Here is an 18,797-nt window from a genome sequence, read left to right as displayed (position 1 = left end):
GCCGGTCACGAAAACGGGCACGCCGCTGGCCGCGGCGGCATCGAGCACCGCCCGCGTCAGGTCGACGAGCTGTGGCTCCCGGCCTTGGGGCGGACGCAGCGCCGAGATCGCTGCGTGGTGTCCGGCGATCAGTCCGGCGGCTTTCTCAGGGGCGGCGAGAAGGTCGGCGTCGACCCTCTCGATATTTTCCATGTCGGTGAGCGGTGCCGTCTCGCGGGCCACGGCGGTCACGCTATGGCCGCGTGCCAGCGCCTCGTTTACGACCATGCGTCCGACGTCGCCGGTTGCGCCGAATATGATGAGTTTCATGCTGTTGCTCCTTTGGGATTTTCGGTTGCGGTGGCGCGCCGCCCGGCCCGCTGACCGAACCACACGCTCAAAAGGACGATTGCCGCGCCAAGCCCCTGGAGGGGTGTCAGCGCCTGGCCGAGCACGAGCCAGCCGAGAACAACGGCGCTCAACGGGCTGAGAAAGCTGAAGGCCGTGACGGTCGGCGGCCCGAGCCGTGCAATGCCGCGGAACCAGAAGACATAGGCCAGCGCACCGCCGATCAGCCCGAGCCAGACCAGGCCCGCGAGATTGACGGCGTTGGGCATGGGGAAGCCGGGTTCGAGCAGGAGCGCGACCGGCAAGAGCAGCAATCCCCCGGCGGTCAATTGCCAGCCCGTGAAGGTCAACGGAGAAACCGGCGGCTGCCACCTGCGGGCGAGCACATTGCCCGTCGCCATGGAGAGTGCCGCGCCGAGCGCTGCGGCGATACCGATGGGATCGGGCGATGCTTCGGGTCCGAGCACCAGCAGCCCGACGCCGGCAATCCCGGCGAGCGCCGCAGCCACGCCGAGGGGCTGGACCGCCGCGCCCAGAAAGACACGCGAGAGCATCAGTACCATCAAGGGCTGTATCGCGGTCAGTGTCGCCGCGAGCCCGCCCGGCAAGCGATATGCGGCGACAAAGAGCAGTGTCAGAAAAATCGAGATGTTGAGGGCGCCCAGCAGCAGCACTTTCGGCACCCACTCGAGCGGCGGCAGCCGCCGCGCGATCAAAAGCAGAAGCAGCCCCGCAGGCAGCCCGCGGAGCATGGCGACGGTTATGGGAAAACCTTCGGGCAGCATTTCTGTGGTGACGATGTAGGTGGTGCCCCAGACGGCCGGGACCATCGCCGTGGCCAAGAGATCGAGAGAGCGGATCATGCGAACCTCCGTTATCTCGACGTCAAGATAGTGAAAGTAAACCTTGACGTCAAGATAATGCTCCGCAATGATCGCTGCTATGGATCAAGTCGACCGTATTCTCGCGCAATGGCGAACCGAGCGCCCGGATCTCGATTTCGGGCCGATGGGAACGCTCGGACGGATGAACCGGCTTGTCCGGCATTTGAGGGAGGGGATGGATCAGGTCTTTGCCGCGCACGGGCTGAACCGTGCGTCCTTCGACGTCCTCGCGACGCTGAGGCGGTCCGGTCCGCCCTTCGCGCTCAGCCCATCGGAACTGATCGAGTGGACGATGGTGACCTCGGGCACCATGACCAACCGCATCGACAGGCTTGAAGCCGCCGGGCTCGTCGAGCGCCGGCGCAACCCCGACGACAAGCGCGGTTTTCTCATCGGGCTCACGGACAAGGGGCATGCGCTGATCGAAGAGGCGGTCACCGAGCACGTCGCCAACCAGCGCCGCCTCACCGCCGCGCTCAGCGACGACGAACGCGCGGCGCTCGACGCGCTCGTCGCCAAATGGCTTGCGGCGTTTGAGACGGACTAACCTTCCCTAGATGCTGTCAGGTTTCCCGATCCGATCTGCGGCGGCATCTCTGCGAGCATGCGGAAAGTACGCCAGGCGGGAACATGTGCGTTTGTTTAAGACGCATCCCGTGATCTGCATAAGGAACTCACCGAATGCGACTATCGCTGCAAGAAGCCGGGTTCTCGGACGTGGGCGAGTGCCTGGAAAGGCTGATGACGCGACGACTTGTTCTTCTGCACGACTTGAACGCTTCTCCGCCATTTGAGCAGCGTTCTACCGGGGAATGGTGAGCTGGGACGAGACCGGCGCTAAAAGCCTGATCCCAAATTAGGTGAGTGATGTCAGCGGGTCAGCTTGACGGGCTGCAAGGTTCGTTGATTCAGGGGCAGGATTTAACCTGCGACCATCGGGGTTTGACCTTCCCGAGACATAGGTCACAGGTCATTCCGGACACATAGGTTACACATCTGGCCCTTTGCGGAGGTTCGCGAGGTGCCGTGGAAGGAGTGTAGCCTGATGGATGAACGTCTGAAGTTCGTAGCCCGGTTGCTCGACGGTGAGCAGATGTCTGCGCTGTGCCGGGAGTTCAACATTCCGCGCAAGACCGGCTACAAGCTGCTGAGAAGATACCGCGACAGCGGGCTTCACGGGCTGACCGACCGCTCGCGCCGGCCCTACCGCCATGCCAACCAACTGCCCGTCCAGTTCGAGACGCTGATCGTGCGGCTGAAGCGGGAGCGGCCCGGCTGGGGTGGCTGGTGCTCTCATCGCGTCCCGGCTTGAGTTGAGCGCGATGCAAACTGCATGAGCCGCTTGAACTTCGGACAGTCCATATGTGTCTCCGCCGGACAGTTCGCCACATGCCGGAGCGCATCGCGTAATCGCGTGAGGCCACGGATCTGTTCGTCGAGCGCATCGGCGCGCAGATGTAGCTCGCCGCGCGGCAATTGCGGCGTTCCGCCCTTGGCGAACATGCGCTTGATGTCCTCAAGCGAAAACCCCGCCATCTTCCCCAAGGAGATCAGCGCGAGATGCGTCACCACCGGCGTGTCGAACTGCCGCCGCAACCCGTGCCGCCCGACCGACTGGATCAGTCCGATTTCCTCGTAATAACGCAGTGTCGAGGGCGGGACGCCGCTCCGTTTCGACAGGACACCGATATCGAGAAGTTCCATGGTTGACCTCAAGCTGACTTGAAGTGGCAGGGTAATCTCCTACTGCCATCGATAACAAGAGAAACCACCATGACCGACACGGCACAGACCCGAACGCCTATCCCCATCCTGATCGCCCTTGCCACGGCAACGCTGACCGCTTCTCTCGGCATCAGCGTTGCGTCGGTCCTGCTTCCAACGTTGACGCGCAGCTTCTCCGCGACGGTGTCTGATGTTCAGTGGGTTGTGTTGGCCTATCTCATGTCGGTGACCATCACCATCGTCACCGCCGGACGGTTCGGAGACCTCTTCGGGCATCGCCGCGTACTGATCTCCGGCCTCGGCGTCTTTATTGCCGCGTCGGTTGTGAGTGCGACAGCTCCGAGCCTCGGCGTGTTGATCGCCGGGCGTGCGTTGCAGGGGCTTGGCGGAGCGATCCTGATCGCGCTTCCCATGTCGATCGCACGTGACCTCGTCCCGACAGAGCGGCTTGGCACGGCAATGGGCTTGCTCGGAACGACCTCTGCGTTCGGGACGGCCCTTGGCCCTTCGCTTGGCGGTGTGCTGCTGGCCTGGGGCGACTGGCGGATGGCCTTCTGGCTCCTCGCCGGTTTCGCCAGTGTTACACTTGTCCTGTCCGTCACCTCCATCACCCGCGGTTTCGAAAAGGGAGGCGCATCGGTCAGGGAGTTGGATTTGCCGGGAACCATTGTGCTGGTGATCGCGCTTGCGGCTTATGCACTCGCGACCAGCGGTGGGGCCGTTGGTATTCCAGTCTCACCGGGCGTCCTGGCCTCCGGCGCCCTGATCGCGATCGCGCTGTTCGTGATCGTCGAAACCCGCGTGGCCTCGCCGCTCGTGCCAATGACTTTGCTTCACGACCGGAGGACGGGCATTGGGTTTGTCATGAACGTGGCTGTCGGCACGGTCATGATGTCCACCTTGGTGATTGGCCCGTTCTTCCTGGCCTTTTCTCTGGGGCTGAACGAGGCGCTCATCGGTCTGGTCATGGCGGTCGGGCCCGTTGTCTCCGCGCTCTCCGGCGTTCCGGCGGGTCGGTTGACGGATCGGCTCGGCGCGAACCGCGTCATGGTTATCGGTCTGGTGCAGACCATGCTCGGCTTGCTGTGTCTGGCCTTCCTGCCGCGATACTTTGGCGTTGGCGGCTATGTGGCTGCGCTCATCACGCTGACGCCGGCCTTTCAACTCTTTCTTGCCGCCAACAACACAGCGGTTCTGGTCGGCGCCTCGAAGGAACAGCGCGGCCGTCTCTCCGGTCTGCTCGGCCTCTCGCGCAACCTGGGTCTGATGACCGGCGCCTCCGCCATGTCCACCTTGTTCGTCATCATTCTCGGAACAGGGGATGCCGCTCAAGCCCCCGTCACGGATGTCGCCCACGCCTTTTCGATGACCTTCACGGCCGCCTCGGGCATGGCCTTGGTCACTCTGGGATTGGCGATCTACAGCCATAGGGGGCGTGAACGCAGAGTGTCTGATCCGGCGGAATGACGGAGCCGAGATTGACGCACCATGGATAATGAAGGCGCATTGAGGGTGCTCACGAACGACACATGAAATCCTGATCTTCAAGGTCATCGGCCATTTGTGCTTGGTGCAGCGAATTCACACTCCGGTCGTCCGGGTTCCATGTGGCGGAGGTTCGGTCCGAGTCCCTCCACGACATTCGCGATCCGGAAGCACATTGGTCTTGAAGCGTGGCACAATTCGTAATATGTAATGTTACATGAAACGCGACAGCCGACTCTCCTCCGACGCCTGAAGCCGGAAGGGAACCGCAATGCCCATTCCGCAGCACCCCGGAGACACCACGACCTATGCGGCGCGGGTCGCGCGCCATGTGCCAGGACTGCACGATCTCCACCGGATGGCCAGCCTCCTTCTGGCCGAGCGCGTGCCCGAAACCGGCCGTGTCCTCGTCCTCGGCGCCGGCGGTGGTCTTGAGCTGCGGGCCTTCGCCGAGCGGCATCCGGGATGGCATTTCGACGGCGTGGATCCCTCGCCGGGGATGATCGAGCAGGCCGCAGTCACGTTGGGATCTCTCACGGACCGCGTCACCTTGCATGAAGGCTATATCGACGATGCCCCTGAGGGTCCCTTCGATGGCGCGGCATGTCTGCTCACCCTGCATTTCTTGCCCCGAGATGAACGCCTGCGCACCTTGCGGCAGCTCGGACGCCGCCTACGGCCGGGTGCGCCTCTCGTGGTCGCCCATCACAGCTTTCCCAGGGATCATGGCCAGCAAGATCTCTGGCTGCGCAGGAATGCCGACCTTCTAATATCTGCGGGCACATCGGTATCGCAGGCTGAAAAGGGGATTGTGACGATGAAAGAGCGCCTTCCGACCCTTTCCCCCGAAGCAGATGAAGCAGTGCTACGAGAGTGCGGCTTTGATGATGTCCAGCTATTCTACGCGGCCTTCACCTTCAAAGGTTGGGTTGCTTACTGGAATTGAGACAGAGGCGGGCGCGTCGCAAATTGCTCGCAAAGCCCCTCGCGCGGAACGACCGCTTCGTCCCGCATAGCCCCTTTTCCGGCCGCTCTGTCCAGATGTCAGCTTCTCGATTGAATTTGGCAGCGCGTGCACCGGGTTCACCAGGGAGTGCTGTGGCCGAATTCGTGCGCTGACAGCGGGGGCCGATCGGGCGCCGCTTCGGACAACGACAGTTCACAGCCTTGTCGATCTGTCCTCTCCCGGATGACGTCATTCTTCTCCTGACCCAATGCAAGCGACCATCCTTCAACACATATTGCCGGCGTTTATCGGTCATCGCTGGCGACTTTCAACGGTTCTCCTGAGCCTCTTCACCCACGCCCGGCCAACTTATCGACCGCGACGCCGATCCGCCGATCGCGCCGCATCGGCGCGAACGTCTGAAACGTGCCCTGCGCACGATTGACGGGCGACAGAGCGGCGCCAGCCATCGTGCCATTGCCACGGCCTTCTTCGGCGCCGATCGCGTCGCCGCCGAACCGTGGACGGACCAGCTCACTCAAGGCGCAAATCTCGCGGCTGGCCGCTTACGGGCGGATGATGGTCGATCGCGGTTATCGAGATCTCCTTCGAGGGGCGGGGCGCCGCGGTTGAGGGCGCGCTTCTCGTCGATCGGTATTGACAAATAGATAGGACTCCTATCTATATTTTGCTGGATCGGAGAAGGAAATGTCTGCGCAGTTCCATATCGCCACAGGTTTGTCGAAGATTGGTATGTTCCTGCGCTCGGAAGGGTGGCGTCAGGCTGATGCAGCATCGTTGACACCGACCCAGGCGCAGATCCTCGTACAGCTCGCCCAGCGCGGCACGGCGCGCATCACGGCGCTTGCCGAAGAACTCGCCATCACCCAGCCGACCGCGAGCGATGCGGCCACCGCACTCATCCGCAAGGGCCATGTCGAGCGCCGCGCGGATCCGGCGGATGCACGCGCCTCACTGCTTCATCTAAAGCCAAGCGGCCGGCGCGCAGCCAAGGCCATGGCAGCGTGGCCAGACGCCCTGCTCGCTGCGGCGGATACGCTCGCCCCGGACGAGCAAGCCGTATTGCTCAAGACCCTAACCAAGATGATCCGGTCATTGCAGGTCCAGGGGGCGATCCCGGTCCAGCGCATGTGCGCGACTTGCCGCTATTTCCGGCCGGATATCCACCAAGACCCCGCCACCCCCCATCACTGCGACTTTGTGAACGCCGCCTTCGGTGATGCGCAACTGCGTCTCGATTGCGGCGAGCACGAAGCTGCTTCCGAAAGCGAGGCGACCGCTGCCTGGCGGCGCTTCACCGGTTCGGACGCCAGCCAAACGGACGCCCCGCCCGCGGCAACGGACGAGGCGCCCTGATGTCAAACCCGCCTCTCGAAAAGACAGGAGACAGAAACAATCATGACACAGAAACACAGCGCCGCACATCCACCACGGCGCAAACCCGCTTACGCTGCCTCAGCCTCGGCGAGTATTCTTGCGGCTTGCGCAATCGCATTCACCATGCCGGCGGCAGCGCATCAAGACGACCATCCCGGCGGCATCACCTCTGAGGCCTCCGACGCCGTCAACGCCCCTTTCGATATCGTGCACGCGAAGATTAGGGCCGAGGACGATATCGCCGTGTTCCATATCGGTGTCTCGGCGCGCGCCGGTGAAAGCCGGCCGGCGCCCTCCGGCCAACTCGCGGGCAGTGAGGTCTTCTCCTATGTGTGGCCGACGAGCATCGATCCCTATGAGGTCGGGTTCGAGCGGGACGCGGGCATCCTGGCGCTTGCCGTCACCGCCCATCCCGACTTCGATGACACGCCGCTCTATGACGAGAATGGCGACGGCGACCGCGGCAATGACGGCGATCTCTGGCACAGCCACTGGGTCGTGCTCGGCCCCGATGACGCGTGCGGTCCGGACGCACTCAAAGTGATCGACATCCCCGAAGGCGCGAGCCCGCGGCTGCCGAAGACTTGGCCCGGCCTGCCGATCCTGATCGACAGCCCGGGCTGGGTCCCGGTCATCGATGGCGACACGGTCGAGGTGCATGTCCCGTTCGATGACATCTCCGCGGTTCAGGCTGCCTCCTATGACGGCGTCACGGCCGGCCTCAGGGTCAATGAGAGCGTGCACGCACCGCTGCTTTGCGTTGCGGACGTCTTAGATATCGCCTCCGGCGATCTCAGTCTTCCCGGCCAGGTTAGCGAGTGAGGCGCCGATGAGCGACCGGCTCCGAATGGCCCCCGCTCTTGAGACGGCTCGGTGGCTGAACGCCGCTGAGCCGCTTGCGCTCGATCAGCTTCGGGGACGCGTCGTGATCATTGGGGCGTTCCAGATGCTGTGTCCCGGCTGCGTCAGCCACGGCCTGCCCCAGATGGGCCGCGTCCGGGAAGCGTTCGGCGAAGACGATGTCGTGGTGATCGGTCTGCACAGCGTTTTCGAGCATCACGCCGCACAGACCCCGGCGACGCTCGCTGCCTTCTCCAAGAATACCGCATCGGTTTTCCTGTCGCCATCGACGCGCCCGGCGATGATGGCGGGCTCCCCAGGACGATGTCCGCCTATGGCATGCAGGGCACGCCGACATTGATCTTGATCGATCGCAAGGGACGATGCCGTGCACAGCATTTCGGGCACGTTCCCGACTTGCGGCTCGGCGCCGAGATCATGGCGTTGATCGCGCAAGGCGGCGACGCCGAGCCAGCCGCTGCGTCCGCCAATGCCGAATTCTCAGCCGGGTGCGGCGAAGCCGGATGCCTCGTACCAGACAAGGAAAGGAACAGATCCGCATGAAATCCGCCGTCGCCATACGTCATGTCGGTTTCGAAGATCTGGGCGCCTTCGCACCGGCACTCCGGGAGGCCGGATACAAGGTTCATTATTGGGATATCGGCGATCAGGAGCTCTGGACGCTGGAGCCTGTGAAGACCGATCTCCTGATCGTCCTCGGCGGCCCGATCGGCGCCTATGAGGACGATACCTATCCCTTCCTGCGGGACGAGATCGACATTCTCGAACAGCGGCTCGGGGCGGACCGCCCGACCATGGGAATCTGTCTCGGCGCCCAGCTCATCGCCCGCGCCGCAGGGGCGACGGTCTATCCAGGCGGTCACAAGGAGATCGGCTTTGCGCCCGTCGCCCTCACGGAGGAAGGACGGCATTCTTGCCTTGCTCCCTTCACGGATCGTCCGGTGACCCTGCACTGGCATGGCGACACGTTCGACCTGCCGCCGGGCGCGACGCGGCTCGCCTCGACGGCTCTTTGCGACAACCAGGCCTTCGCGATGGGGCCGAACGTCGTCGGTTTCCAGTTCCACCCCGAAGCGTCCACCGGACCCTTCGAGAAATGGCTTGTCGGCCACGCGGCGGAGCTCGCCGCGGCGCGTATCGGCATCCCGCAATTGCGCGCCGATGCGCAAAAATACGGCGCCGAACTCGAACGCAAGGCGCATGAGACCATGTCCGGCTGGCTCCGCGGCCTTCGGTGGTGAGGCGATGGGCGCAAAGATCGATCAGGGCGGCTTTCCGGAAGCCGAAACGGCCGAAGACCTCGCGCGCAATCTCGCTGCGGTGAAGGCCCGCATCGGCGCCGCCTGTGCCCGTGCGGGCCGGGATCCGGGCGAGGTGCAACTGCTGCCGGTCTCGAAAACGGTGGACGAGCAGCGAATCCGCATGGCCTATGACGCCGGCCTGCACACATTTGGCGAGAACAAAACGCAGGAAGCGCGCGCAAAGGCGGAGGCCACGGCCGACCTCGACATCGACTGGTCGGTGATCGGTCATCTGCAGACGAACAAGGCAAAGTATGTTGCGCGCTTCGCGGCGGAATTTCAGGCGCTGGACAGTCTCAAAGTGGCGGAGGCGTTGGACCGCCGCCTTCAACACGAGGGCCACTCCCTGGACGTTTTCGTACAGATCAACAGTTCCGGCGAGACCTCGAAATACGGCCTTGCACCCGAGAACGCACCCGCCTTCGTGCGGGAATTGCCGGCCTTCTCTGCACTCAAGATTCGCGGCCTGATGACGCTCGCCGTCTTCTCCACCGACGAGACCCGCGTGCGCGGCTGCTTCCGATTGATGCGCGATGTTCGGGACCGGCTGCGTCAGGAAGCGCCGGACGGGATTTCCGTTGATGCGCTGTCCATGGGAATGTCGGGGGATTTCGAAATCGCCATTGAAGAAGGGGCCGATGTGGTGCGGGTCGGTCAGGCGATCTTCGGCCCGCGCCCGCTCCCGGACAGCCACTACTGGCCAGGCGGTGCGCCATGAAGAGGCCGACCATCGTTTCGATCCAGTCGCAACTCGTCTCCTCGATCGCGTGGACGCTCGCGATATCAATGCGATCCTGACCGGCTATATCGCGAGTGCCGACACCGCGACAGCAGCGGCGGCCTTCATAGATCGGTGCGGAAACAGCGTCGTGGTGATGTGCGATCCCGCCATGGGGGATATCGACTACGGTCTGTATGTCGAGGAACATACGGCGGATGCTCTCGCCCGGGAACTTGTGCCGCAAGCGGATATTCTGACGCCCAATCTGTTTGAGGCGGCGTCTTGTCGATGTGAGAACGGATGACAATGCGGAACTGCTCGATACGCTTTATGTCCGGGTGGCGTCACGCTCATTTGCGGCTGATATCTTATTTCCATCGACTCGCGGAGGGCTGCTCCAACCGCGGTGGCGCATAAAAGGAGAACTTAGACTGGCTATTATCTCCACCGCCGCAAATGCTCGACCAGAGCGCGGAGCTTTGGCGCCATGTTGCGTCGCTGCGGATAGTAGAGATAGAACCCCGGAAAGGGCGGCAGGAAATCTTCGAGGAGCCAGACCAACTCGCCTTTCTCCACATAGGGACGAAACGTCTCCCGCGTCGCAAAGGTGATCCCGGCGCCGCAGAGTGCGCTGCGCAGCATCAGACGAAGATCGTTCGTCGTGATCTGCGGCTCGACCGCCACGTCGAAGGCGACGCCATTGTCCTCAAACTCCCAGCGATATGGAGCGATACTTGGCGCAGGGCGCCAGCCGATGCAGCGGTGGTGAATCAGCTCGCGCGGATGAGCCGGCGCGCCATGCACCGCCAGATAGGCAGGCGCGGCAACCACCGCTTCGCGCTGGTCGCCGGTCACCGGCACAGCGATCATATCCTGCTCGATCACCTCGCCCAGCCTGATACCCGCGTCGAAACCCGCCGCCACGATGTCGAATTCCTCATCCGTTACCACGACGTCGATCGTCACGGCCGGATTGGCCTCTGCGCAGGGCGTTGCCCGCCCGCTCTGCGTCGCGCCATTGCCAGATCACGAGCGGCGGGCGAAATTACTGCGATGTGGCTCCTAAAACTGACGCTAGCACTTGCCGGATTGTACGCGCTCGTCGCCGCTGTCGCCTATGTCCTTCAGACCTGGCTGATCTTTCCGGCCGGCCTTATAGCTTTCGGGCCCGAACTGCCAGCCGGAGCACGCCGTGTCGAACTGGTGATCAAGGACGGCGAGCATGTCGTCCTGGTGCGGCTGCCGGCAGGGCGGTCGACAGCTGAACCACGGTCGCTCCTGCTGGGCTTCGGCGGCAACGCCTGGAACGCCGACGCGCTTGCGCTGATGCTGAGCCAGGTATTCCCCGAGCATGAAGTCGCGGCGCTGCACTACCGCGGATATGGGCCGAGCAGCGGGCGACCGTCGGCGGCCGCCCTGTTCGATGATGCCCGACGCGCGTACGATCATCTGGCCGGCGAGGCCGAAGCAGGCATCGTTGCGGTCGGCCTCAGCGTTGGTGCTGCGGTTGCAGTAGATCTGGCAGCGACCCGGCCTGTGCAGGGCATCGTTCTCGTAACCCCATTCGACTCGCTCAAGGAACTTGCCGCTCACCATTATCCCTGGCTTCCAGTGCGCTTCTTGCTGCGGCATCGCATAGAGACGGCGGAAACCTTGCGCGGCCTCGACGTGCCGGCGGCCATCATCATGGCGGAAAGCGACGGCGTCGTTCCCGCGACGCGCTCGGCGCCCGTTCGCGAGGCGGCCCGCGACCTACGCAAAGACATTATGATCGCGTCTGGCCACAACGACCTCTATGGCCATCCCGACTTTGCCGACGCGCTTCGCAGCTCCGTTGCTGCGATCAGCGTCGATTGAGGCGTGGAGCCGGCCCATGGGCGGGCAGGGGTGCTTCCATTGCCCACTGCCTAAAGCCTGCCACTTGCTTGCTTGCAGCTGGACGCTCTCGAACTCTACTCCAGGTCTTAGCGATTGGGATCAGGATTGCGGTTCAGCAGCAGCGGGGCTAGCGCGCAGATTGCCGACGCGAGAGGGAGCCACGCTTCCCAGGTTCCCATCGCCCTCAGCGTCGCCAGCTCAGCACGCACCGCAGGAGCGGCACGGGCAGGATCCAGCATCTGATCGGGGCCGGCTGTTCCTGCCGCCGCCAGCCCAGCGTTGCTATAGCCGTCGGATCGGACGCTACGGCAAGCAGCTCGGCGGCCTGAAGCGGGCGGCCGGGGACGGCGGCTCCAAAAAAGTGTCGCGACGGGCCACGGCCCGGGAGTCCGCAGGTTCATCATATCGTCGGTCATCGGTGGTCCTTTCGTGTTCGGGTTGGTGTCGACAACTAGACCCTACCGGAAAGCGCTGATGACCACCGCGCTACTCCCGCTACACCACGTCTGGGGACATCACCTCAGCCGGTTTCCAATCGTCCAACTCAATTGGCTGAAAAGGGATGTCTGGAGACGTTATGCCTCGGGTTTGGCGGTGGGCGTCGGTTAGTCGGCTTAATAGGTGCGAAATGGTGTTTCGTGCCGTCACATTATTTGATCTGCGCTCGGCTCTCTGTCTGAATTTTATCATGGAGCTAGTGACATATGGGAATTGCCTAAAAAGGTGATCGTGGCTCTACCAGTTGTCATAAGCGTCGTGGAGACCTGCAGAATGAACTAAGCGAGATCCGCCCTTGTTTCCATGGCGAACCCTCGGTGAGAATGTTGGGAAAACGTGGCGGTCCGTCGAGGGGGGATTATGTCGTCTGCCTAAAGGGGCCCCGCACGGTGGATACCGTTGGGTATGCAGATAGTGAAAGCCAAAGCCAAGCGTTTTCTCGCGGCCCACGCCCCGGATGCTCTCGTAAAGTTCCATCGCCTTTTGCGACGAAAGGCGTTCGAACGTGCCGATCGGGAGCCCAGCCGCTCCTTTCTTACGCGTCAATATCGTGCCCGCGTTGGCCGTCCGCTCGAACTCGACCAACCGCTCGGATTGAGCGAGAAGCTCAACCGGCTGAAGCTTGACGGCGCATCCCCCTTGCAGACGCTCTGTGCCGACAAGATCAAGGTGCGAGACTATGTCGCCGACAGGGTTGGGCCGCATATTCTCGTGGGACTGATCCTAGCGACCTATAGACTGTCCGACATTCGGCCCAAGAACATTCCCAACGAGTTCTTCGTGCTGAAGACAAATCACGACTTCCGTGGGGTGATTATATGTCGGAATCCGCGAGCGTTCGACTGGGTGGCGGCGCGAGAGCAGTTGGCTGATCACCTTGCCTATAACCACTGGTATCGCCATCGCGAGCCAGTTTACAAGGACATCCGACCGGGCGTACTGGTTGAAGAGTTCCTTGAACCCGATGCGCCTGAAGGGCTCCGCGAATACAAGGTCTTTTGCTTCGGCGGGCGCCCTGAATTCGTGATGGTCGTTCGTGACCACAGCGGTATCCGCACCAAGACGATCTTCGATACGGCCTGGACCAGGCTTCCTGTGCGTCGGCGCGGCGCTCCGACCGATCCGTCGCACATCGAGCCTCCCGAGCGCTTGACGGACCTTCTCGACATCGCGGCACAGCTGTCACAACCTTTCGATTTTTGCCGGGTCGATCTCTATGAAAATTTCGGCCGGGTATTGTTTGGCGAGATAACATTCTTTCCGGAAGGCGGCATGGATGTCTTCGAACCGAATGAATGGGAGCAACGTTTCGGTGATCTGTTGCGCCTGTCGAACGATCGGATCGTGGCTCAAGATCAGGGCATGCAAGCATAGTTCGATAGCCTAGCCGAGACATCCTTCTACATCGGAGAAATCACGGGTGATGAATGGTGTAGCTCTGGACCGGATCCGATCGCGGCTTCGCTTCTACGCTAAGCATGGCCCCACCTATTGGGCCGAGAGCCGGCCGGGTCGGGGGATGCCCACCTCGCTGCTAAGACGGCTCAAAGACATTCTCGATGGGTTCCATCCGAACGAGGCCGACTGGTATCGGCAGATACGTGGCAATGTGAGAGGTGTCGTCACCAACTTTGACCGCGAACGTCATCTTCACGGAGTCAATGGACACTATGCCTATGTTCTCGACAACAAGGCGCTGTTCAACGAATTGGCGAGGCAGCGGGGCATTCCGACACCAGAGGTCTTCGCCGAGTACTGTTCTGGGTCATGGCACTGGCGCCAAGACGGGCGAGCCGCGCTGCACCATCATCTGAACAGGACCGGGCGATTCATCATCAAGCCGACGCTTGGATCAAAGGGCCGATCCATTCACATGTGCCGCGGGCGCGAGGAAATCGAGAGTTACTGCGGTGAAGACGCGATCGCCACGACCTTCGTGGCTCAAGCGGATTACGCACAAGCCATCTTCCCCGAATCGCTGAACACGATGCGTGTTCTGATGATGCGCGACGTCGATGGCGGGCCCTTTATCGCCGTGGCGACCCATCGGTTCGGCACAAAGAATTCTGCGCCGGTGGATAATTTCAGCGCAAAGGGCCTTGTTGCAAAGATCGATCGCGAAACTGGTCAGCTCGATCGGGCGATTACGATTGAGGACGCCAACAAGGTGGTTTTTCATGACCGGCATCCTGAAACGCAGGCCGCGATCGCGGGCACCATCCTGCCGCGTTGGGACGAAGTCCGAAGTCTGGTGAACACCCTCGGTGCCGCTTTCCCTTATCTCGTTTATGTTGGGTGGGACATTGCAATTACCACCGATGGTCCTGTGGTGATCGAAGGCAACGCCCATCCGAGCCTTCGCTTCTTTCAGTTCTATGACTGCTTGCTCGATGATCCCCAATTGCGCCGTGCTTTCTCCCGCCACATTACCGACCTTGCTGCGAAAGGCGCTTGATAGCGATGGCGCACCTTGCGCAGAAAGTCCGCGACAAACTGAAATTGGCAAAGCACATGATTTCCTTGGAGCGGCACAGCAATCGTGGATGGCCGAACTTTGGTTTGCTGCGCCGGGGGCTTTTGTCAAACCGGGCTTGGCTCTATCCGCTTTCGCACTACCACCACGAACTTTTTTTGACAGATATTGAGATAGAAGCGCGCCTACCCCGCTTGAACAGCGTTTCAGCCCAACATGCCCTCAGCGACAAGCGACGTTTCCACGAGCTCGTGGTGAGTGGTCTGCTCCCCGCTGTGTGCCCAAAACTCGTCGGGATCCTGTGGGATGACACGTTGTTTTCGCCTGACGGTGCTATAATCGACCCGGCCGAACTGGAAGGGACATCGATGATCGCCAAGCCGATCAACGGCAGCGGCGGTCGAGGCGTTGCGGCAATCACATCGATCAGCGCTCTATCCTTTACTGAGCCCTACATCATTGAGAAACGAGTGATACCGCATCCCTACGCCGCGGCGATCTTCCTGGATGCGATCAACACGGTGCGTGTCCTTACCGGCTTCGACCGTGACAGCGACACCGTGATCGTACTTGGAGCGGCGCATCGTTTCGGTACGAAGCAGTCCGCACCCACGGACAATTTCAAGGCAGGTGGACTAGTTGCTCTTGTGGATCCGGATACGGGCATTCTCTCCGATGCCGTGATCGACACCGGCAAAGCGCCGCGGCAGACACTCCCGCACCATCCGGAAACCGGCACGCTTATCGAAGGCGTGGTGGTGCCGCAATGGGATGACGTCAAAGTGGTTGCACAGGCTTGCATGAGAGCGATCCCCGGGTTGGTCTATGTGGGCTGGGATTTTGCGCTCTCGCCATCGGGCCCGGTGCTGATCGAAGGCAATGCTGGTCTTGCGAATCCCAATCTCATTCAAATGCACAGACCGATCTTGCTCGACGAAACGGCCCGCGCCTTCCTTGCCGCCCACGGCATCGTCAGCGAGCAGCGTCTCCGGCGGATCGAGCGCCAAGCGCGGCTGATCGACCGCTAGAGCAATTCAGGAAAAGTGAAAGCCGGTTTTCCGTCCGGAACTGCGTGGAATCAAATAGTTAGATCAGTTCACGGTTTTCGTAGAACCGTGAACTGATCTAAGGCAGTGAGCTCATTTTGATATCGAGGACGCAGTGCTAAGCATGGCGTCGAGGCGAGCCTTCGCTGCGGTGAGGTCGCCGGAAACAAGGTCCCCAACGGCAAGCCATGCCTGGCGCGCCGAAGTGCGGTTCAGCGTGGACCAAGCGACGGCATAGATCACGACACCGGCGAAGACCTCAAGCACCAGCGCGTGCCAGGGCGCCAAGTCGGTCGCCCGCTGGATCGCATAGATGCAAACTGCCATGATGAGCGATGGTGTGGCAGCCACCATGAGAACAGTCAGTTGGCGGATGGGCGGGAAACCGGTGACGCGATACACCAGCGTAGCGCCGACAGGCCACAAGACCCACTGACGGAGCGCCAGCGCTGCCGCAACGCCACTCATGCCGAAGTTGGCGCCGATGGCGAGCGCGACCGCGCAGAAGGCGATTGACAGGATGGATATGAGGGAGACGGCGCGCAACTCGCCGAACGCGACAAGAATTGCGGTGTTGAAGCTTGAAACCGGAGTTCTCAGCGATCCGATGGCCAGCAGTTGCAGGACCGGTGTAGCTTGGACCCACTCCTCGCCGAAGGCCACTGGCATGAGGACCGGCGCGATAACTATAATTCCGAGCACTGCGGGCCAAAAGACCCATGTCGTCAGCCGAATGGCAGAAGAAATGAGGGTCGACAGACGTCCGCTGTCGACTTTGAGACGTGAGATCGCTGGAAAGGCAACGGCCGCAACCGGTCCGCTGAGCACCGCGTGCAGTTGATCGAGCAGGCGGCGGGCCACCGTAAAATAGCCAAGGGCTTCAGCGCCCAACATCTGACCGATAAAGACGCGTGGGAGCCCAGTCTGGGAAAGATAGCTCAGACCGCGATTCTCAACCCGGCGCATGGCGAACCGAACAGTTTCGATCAATTCGCTCCTCGTATAATGCAGTCTTGGCCACCACCGGGCCGCTGCGAAAACCATCACGAGCGAAGCTGATCGTCTGGCGATCTCCATGATCGCAAGGCTCCAAACGCCCGCACCAAACGAGGCAAGAGTTACACCCGTTGCTACCGCCAGAACTGCCGAGATCGTTCCAATTTTGGCAAGAGCGCCGAACTGCAGACGACGGACGAGAATCTGGTTCGGAACCGAAGCGAGACCAGTCAGCAGAGGCAGTACGGACATGCCCAAAAGGAGATCGCGCAGTTGCGGGATGTCGAACATGTGCGCCGCGGCGCTGCTGGCCAGGACAATCAGGACGGTGGAGGCGAAGGAAACGACCAGGATCGCATTGAAGGCCGCATTCCTATGGCCACTGCGCGCATCCTTGCGTTGGACGATAATATCGGCCGCGTGGCCGCCTATGAGCACCTCCGCCAACCCCGTGAACAGGAGTCCGAGCGCGAAGATCCCGTAGGCTTCAGCGCCCAGTATCCTTACCAGAACAATGAGGTTGATCGTTGCGAGCAATGTTTGGGCAAGTTGACCGCACGAGGCCCAGGCCGCTTGGCCGATCAATCTTCGCGCGTTGATCATGATCCACTTCTCAACTAACCGCTTCGGTTTGCGACATCGCGGCGATTGACGCCAGCGGGAAGCGCATATTGGGGGGGCAATGCGACAATTGTCGTAATTTGGTGCGGCGATCGCGATTGAATGCGGCTTCGAGCAGCCGACAGAGCCGTTTACCACAGCGCGATGCGTCCCGACTCGATGTTACCCCGGCGTCAAAGCGTGATCACAACCACGCGGCTATGGTCATAATTTGGTGCGGCGATTGCAATTTAATGCAGCTTCGAACCGCCGAAGCGCAAGCAATGCAGGTGGGAGGGAATTTTCGTTGCGAGCTGTTCCTGGTTCTCACGTCACTGCGGCGCGTCCCGGCTCGACGTTATCGTCGGTTTCAAAGCGTGATCGCGACCGGTTTGCATTCGACGTTTCCATAATCGTTCCCACCTACAACCGCGCACATTTTCTGGCGGAATGCCTCGACGCCCTCCTGGCAGAGGTTCGACCGATCGATGAACTCATTGTCGTCGATGACGGCTCGACTGATGAAACGCTTAACGTCCTTTCGAACTATGCCGATCGTGTGATCGTTCTTACCACCCCCAACAGGGGAAAGGCGGCAGCGCTTAACCTTGCATTGGAACGCGCCCGCTGCACGCTGGTCTGGATCGTCGACGATGACGATATCGTGTGCAAGGGCGCGCTTGAAACGCTGCTTGCGCTGTTCGCGTCATGCCCCGGTCCCGACATCGTATATGGACGCCATCTCCGCTTCATTTCGCAAGGGCGCAAGGCGGAACCTCGCATCCTGGGGACCGGTTACTGGTCAGATTGCGACCCCGAAAGCTTTCTAATCGCCACGCTAGAGGACTTATTCGTACATCATCCTGGCATGATTGTGCGTCGGTCCCTCTATCAAGAGGTGGGCCCGTTTAATGAAAAGCTCGCAAGGTCCGTCGACTATGACATGCTGATCCGCCTAGCACGCAAAGGTCGCGTGGCTTCAACGAACGCCATCGTCTTCCACCAGCGGCTGCATGATGGCGATCGCGGCCCTGCAAAAAAACGTAGTGTATCGGCCAATCGAGATGCGGTCTGGATCGACCATGACAAGACAATTTTCCGGGCGATCTACGCCGACTTGCCCTTGTCCGCCTACCTACCACACCGTGAGGTGCTTACCAGCGAAGACCATAGGCGGGCGCTTTTGCAACGGGGCACCATCATGGCGCGGAAAAAGCTCTGGACTTTGGCGTTCCGGGACTTCGTAGCAGCCCCTGAGCAATCCGGTGCGCCGTTAACTCATGAAGAATGCGCGATTCTGCGCAAAGCAACCGGCTCGAAATACGGGTGTTTGGAAATTCTTTCCGACCCAGACATAAGCTTAGAGATGACGGCGTTGGCGCAACGATCTCGCTTGGGCAAAGCGTTGGTGCGCGCTCTGGCGCGTGGTCTCATCTGGCGGATCCGCCGTGCTGCGTTGACACTAAACTTCAGAGAATGCCTAGGCCTTGCCGTTCGCGTATTCCAGTGGGTGCGCGCTTGAAAGGAAGGCCGCCAAATCCCGTGGTCGAGTTGCGCAGCTGCACCGGGAAGATGCGCGCTATAAGGCCCGATCAGCCAGTCGAGGTAGCGCGATTCGAACTTGTGCGTGTCCCGCGCCAGCGCCGACGCATCGCTTA

19 protein-coding genes and 2 pseudogenes are annotated in these 18,797 nt (G+C 61.5%); 15 read left to right on the top strand and 6 right to left on the bottom strand.

The window, feature by feature from the left end:
• A partial coding sequence (locus ACFP9U_RS15920; protein WP_378622890.1) for an NAD(P)-dependent oxidoreductase occupies positions 1–309 on the bottom strand: 309 nt, incomplete at its 3' end.
• Complete coding sequence (locus ACFP9U_RS15915; RefSeq protein WP_378622889.1) at positions 306–1,190, bottom strand: EamA family transporter; 885 nt, start codon at positions 1,188–1,190, stop codon at positions 306–308. The genes ACFP9U_RS15915 and ACFP9U_RS15920, both read right to left, overlap by 4 nt.
• A gap of 67 nt (positions 1,191–1,257) precedes the next feature.
• Between ACFP9U_RS15915 and ACFP9U_RS15910 the strand changes: the two genes are divergently transcribed.
• Positions 1,258–1,758, top strand: coding sequence for a MarR family winged helix-turn-helix transcriptional regulator (locus tag ACFP9U_RS15910; protein WP_378622887.1), 501 nt, complete (start codon positions 1,258–1,260; stop codon positions 1,756–1,758).
• Between the two features lie 474 nt (positions 1,759–2,232).
• Positions 2,233–2,493: pseudogene (locus ACFP9U_RS15905) on the top strand (helix-turn-helix domain-containing protein); the annotation flags it as partial.
• Positions 2,494–2,504: 11 nt separating this feature from the next.
• Here the strand turns inward: ACFP9U_RS15905 and ACFP9U_RS15900 are convergent.
• Positions 2,505–2,915, bottom strand: coding sequence for a helix-turn-helix domain-containing protein (locus tag ACFP9U_RS15900; protein ID WP_378622886.1), 411 nt, complete (start codon positions 2,913–2,915; stop codon positions 2,505–2,507).
• A gap of 69 nt (positions 2,916–2,984) precedes the next feature.
• Between ACFP9U_RS15900 and ACFP9U_RS15895 the strand changes: the two genes are divergently transcribed.
• From ACFP9U_RS15895 to ACFP9U_RS15875, 5 genes are all read left to right on the top strand, one after another.
• A complete protein-coding gene (locus tag ACFP9U_RS15895) occupies positions 2,985–4,403 on the top strand; it encodes an MFS transporter (protein WP_378622884.1) in 1,419 nt (472 codons plus the stop codon).
• Positions 4,404–4,692: 289 nt separating this feature from the next.
• Complete coding sequence (locus tag ACFP9U_RS15890; RefSeq protein WP_378622882.1) at positions 4,693–5,367, top strand: class I SAM-dependent methyltransferase; 675 nt, start codon at positions 4,693–4,695, stop codon at positions 5,365–5,367.
• Between the two features lie 371 nt (positions 5,368–5,738).
• The gene (locus ACFP9U_RS15885; RefSeq protein WP_378622894.1) at positions 5,739–6,035 is read left to right on the top strand and encodes a DNA -binding domain-containing protein; all 297 of its coding nucleotides are present in this window, start codon (positions 5,739–5,741) and stop codon (positions 6,033–6,035) included.
• 40 nt (positions 6,036–6,075) lie between these two features.
• Positions 6,076–6,744 (top strand): MarR family winged helix-turn-helix transcriptional regulator, encoded by a 669-nt coding sequence (locus ACFP9U_RS15880; RefSeq protein WP_378622881.1) that lies wholly within the window; start codon positions 6,076–6,078, stop codon positions 6,742–6,744.
• 42 nt (positions 6,745–6,786) lie between these two features.
• The gene (locus tag ACFP9U_RS15875; RefSeq protein ID WP_378622879.1) at positions 6,787–7,587 is read left to right on the top strand and encodes a hypothetical protein; all 801 of its coding nucleotides are present in this window, start codon (positions 6,787–6,789) and stop codon (positions 7,585–7,587) included.
• On the opposite strand, the gene ACFP9U_RS15870 is transcribed toward ACFP9U_RS15875, so the two are convergent.
• Positions 7,577–7,822 (bottom strand): hypothetical protein, encoded by a 246-nt coding sequence (locus ACFP9U_RS15870; protein ID WP_378622878.1) that lies wholly within the window; start codon positions 7,820–7,822, stop codon positions 7,577–7,579. The two genes, ACFP9U_RS15875 and ACFP9U_RS15870, sit on opposite strands and share 11 nt — an antisense overlap.
• Positions 7,823–8,165: 343 nt before the next feature.
• On the opposite strand from ACFP9U_RS15870, the gene ACFP9U_RS15865 reads away from it, so the two are divergent.
• The 3 genes from ACFP9U_RS15865 to ACFP9U_RS15855 are packed head-to-tail and all read left to right on the top strand — an operon-like array spanning position 8,166 to position 9,952.
• Positions 8,166–8,867 carry a glutamine amidotransferase gene (locus ACFP9U_RS15865; RefSeq protein WP_378622876.1) on the top strand — a complete coding sequence of 234 codons (702 nt, stop codon included), beginning with the start codon at positions 8,166–8,168 and terminating at the stop codon, positions 8,865–8,867.
• Positions 8,868–8,871: 4 nt separating this feature from the next.
• A complete protein-coding gene (locus tag ACFP9U_RS15860; RefSeq protein WP_378622875.1) occupies positions 8,872–9,645 on the top strand; it encodes a YggS family pyridoxal phosphate-dependent enzyme in 774 nt (257 codons plus the stop codon).
• Positions 9,635–9,952 (top strand): bifunctional hydroxymethylpyrimidine kinase/phosphomethylpyrimidine kinase, encoded by a 318-nt coding sequence (locus ACFP9U_RS15855; protein ID WP_378622873.1) that lies wholly within the window; start codon positions 9,635–9,637, stop codon positions 9,950–9,952. Before ACFP9U_RS15860 ends, ACFP9U_RS15855 begins: the two co-directional genes overlap by 11 nt.
• A gap of 134 nt (positions 9,953–10,086) precedes the next feature.
• On the opposite strand, the pseudogene ACFP9U_RS15850 reads toward ACFP9U_RS15855, so the two are convergent.
• A pseudogene (locus ACFP9U_RS15850) lies at positions 10,087–10,632 on the bottom strand (LysR substrate-binding domain-containing protein); the annotation flags it as partial.
• Between the two features lie 105 nt (positions 10,633–10,737).
• Between ACFP9U_RS15850 and ACFP9U_RS15845 the strand changes: the two are divergent.
• The 4 genes from ACFP9U_RS15845 (at position 10,738) to ACFP9U_RS15830 (ending at position 15,525) form a co-directional block, all read left to right on the top strand.
• Positions 10,738–11,505: an alpha/beta hydrolase gene (locus tag ACFP9U_RS15845; protein WP_378622871.1), complete on the top strand. Its 768-nt coding sequence runs from the start codon at positions 10,738–10,740 to the stop codon at positions 11,503–11,505.
• Positions 11,506–12,429: 924 nt separating this feature from the next.
• Complete coding sequence (locus tag ACFP9U_RS15840; protein WP_378622870.1) at positions 12,430–13,398, top strand: ATP-grasp fold amidoligase family protein; 969 nt, start codon at positions 12,430–12,432, stop codon at positions 13,396–13,398.
• 49 nt (positions 13,399–13,447) lie between these two features.
• Positions 13,448–14,479 (top strand): sugar-transfer associated ATP-grasp domain-containing protein, encoded by a 1,032-nt coding sequence (locus ACFP9U_RS15835; RefSeq protein WP_378622892.1) that lies wholly within the window; start codon positions 13,448–13,450, stop codon positions 14,477–14,479.
• Between the two features lie 5 nt (positions 14,480–14,484).
• Complete coding sequence (locus tag ACFP9U_RS15830) at positions 14,485–15,525, top strand: sugar-transfer associated ATP-grasp domain-containing protein (RefSeq protein ID WP_378622868.1); 1,041 nt, start codon at positions 14,485–14,487, stop codon at positions 15,523–15,525.
• Between the two features lie 111 nt (positions 15,526–15,636).
• On the opposite strand, the gene ACFP9U_RS15825 is transcribed toward ACFP9U_RS15830, so the two are convergent.
• Positions 15,637–17,142, bottom strand: a complete 1,506-nt coding sequence (locus ACFP9U_RS15825; protein WP_378622867.1) for an oligosaccharide flippase family protein — start codon at positions 17,140–17,142, stop codon at positions 15,637–15,639.
• A 304-nt stretch (positions 17,143–17,446) separates the two neighbouring features.
• Here ACFP9U_RS15825 and ACFP9U_RS15820 point away from each other — a divergent pair, with 304 nt between their 5' ends.
• Positions 17,447–18,661 carry a glycosyltransferase gene (locus ACFP9U_RS15820; RefSeq protein ID WP_378622865.1) on the top strand — a complete coding sequence of 405 codons (1,215 nt, stop codon included), beginning with the start codon at positions 17,447–17,449 and terminating at the stop codon, positions 18,659–18,661.
• Positions 18,662–18,797: the final 136 nt, after the last annotated feature.

This window comes from Nitratireductor sp. GCM10026969 (assembly GCF_042660605.1).
Taxonomy (GTDB): domain Bacteria; phylum Pseudomonadota; class Alphaproteobacteria; order Rhizobiales; family Rhizobiaceae; genus Chelativorans.
Note: the sequence above shows the minus strand (reverse complement) of the source record. Positions and strands in the feature narration are given on the sequence as shown.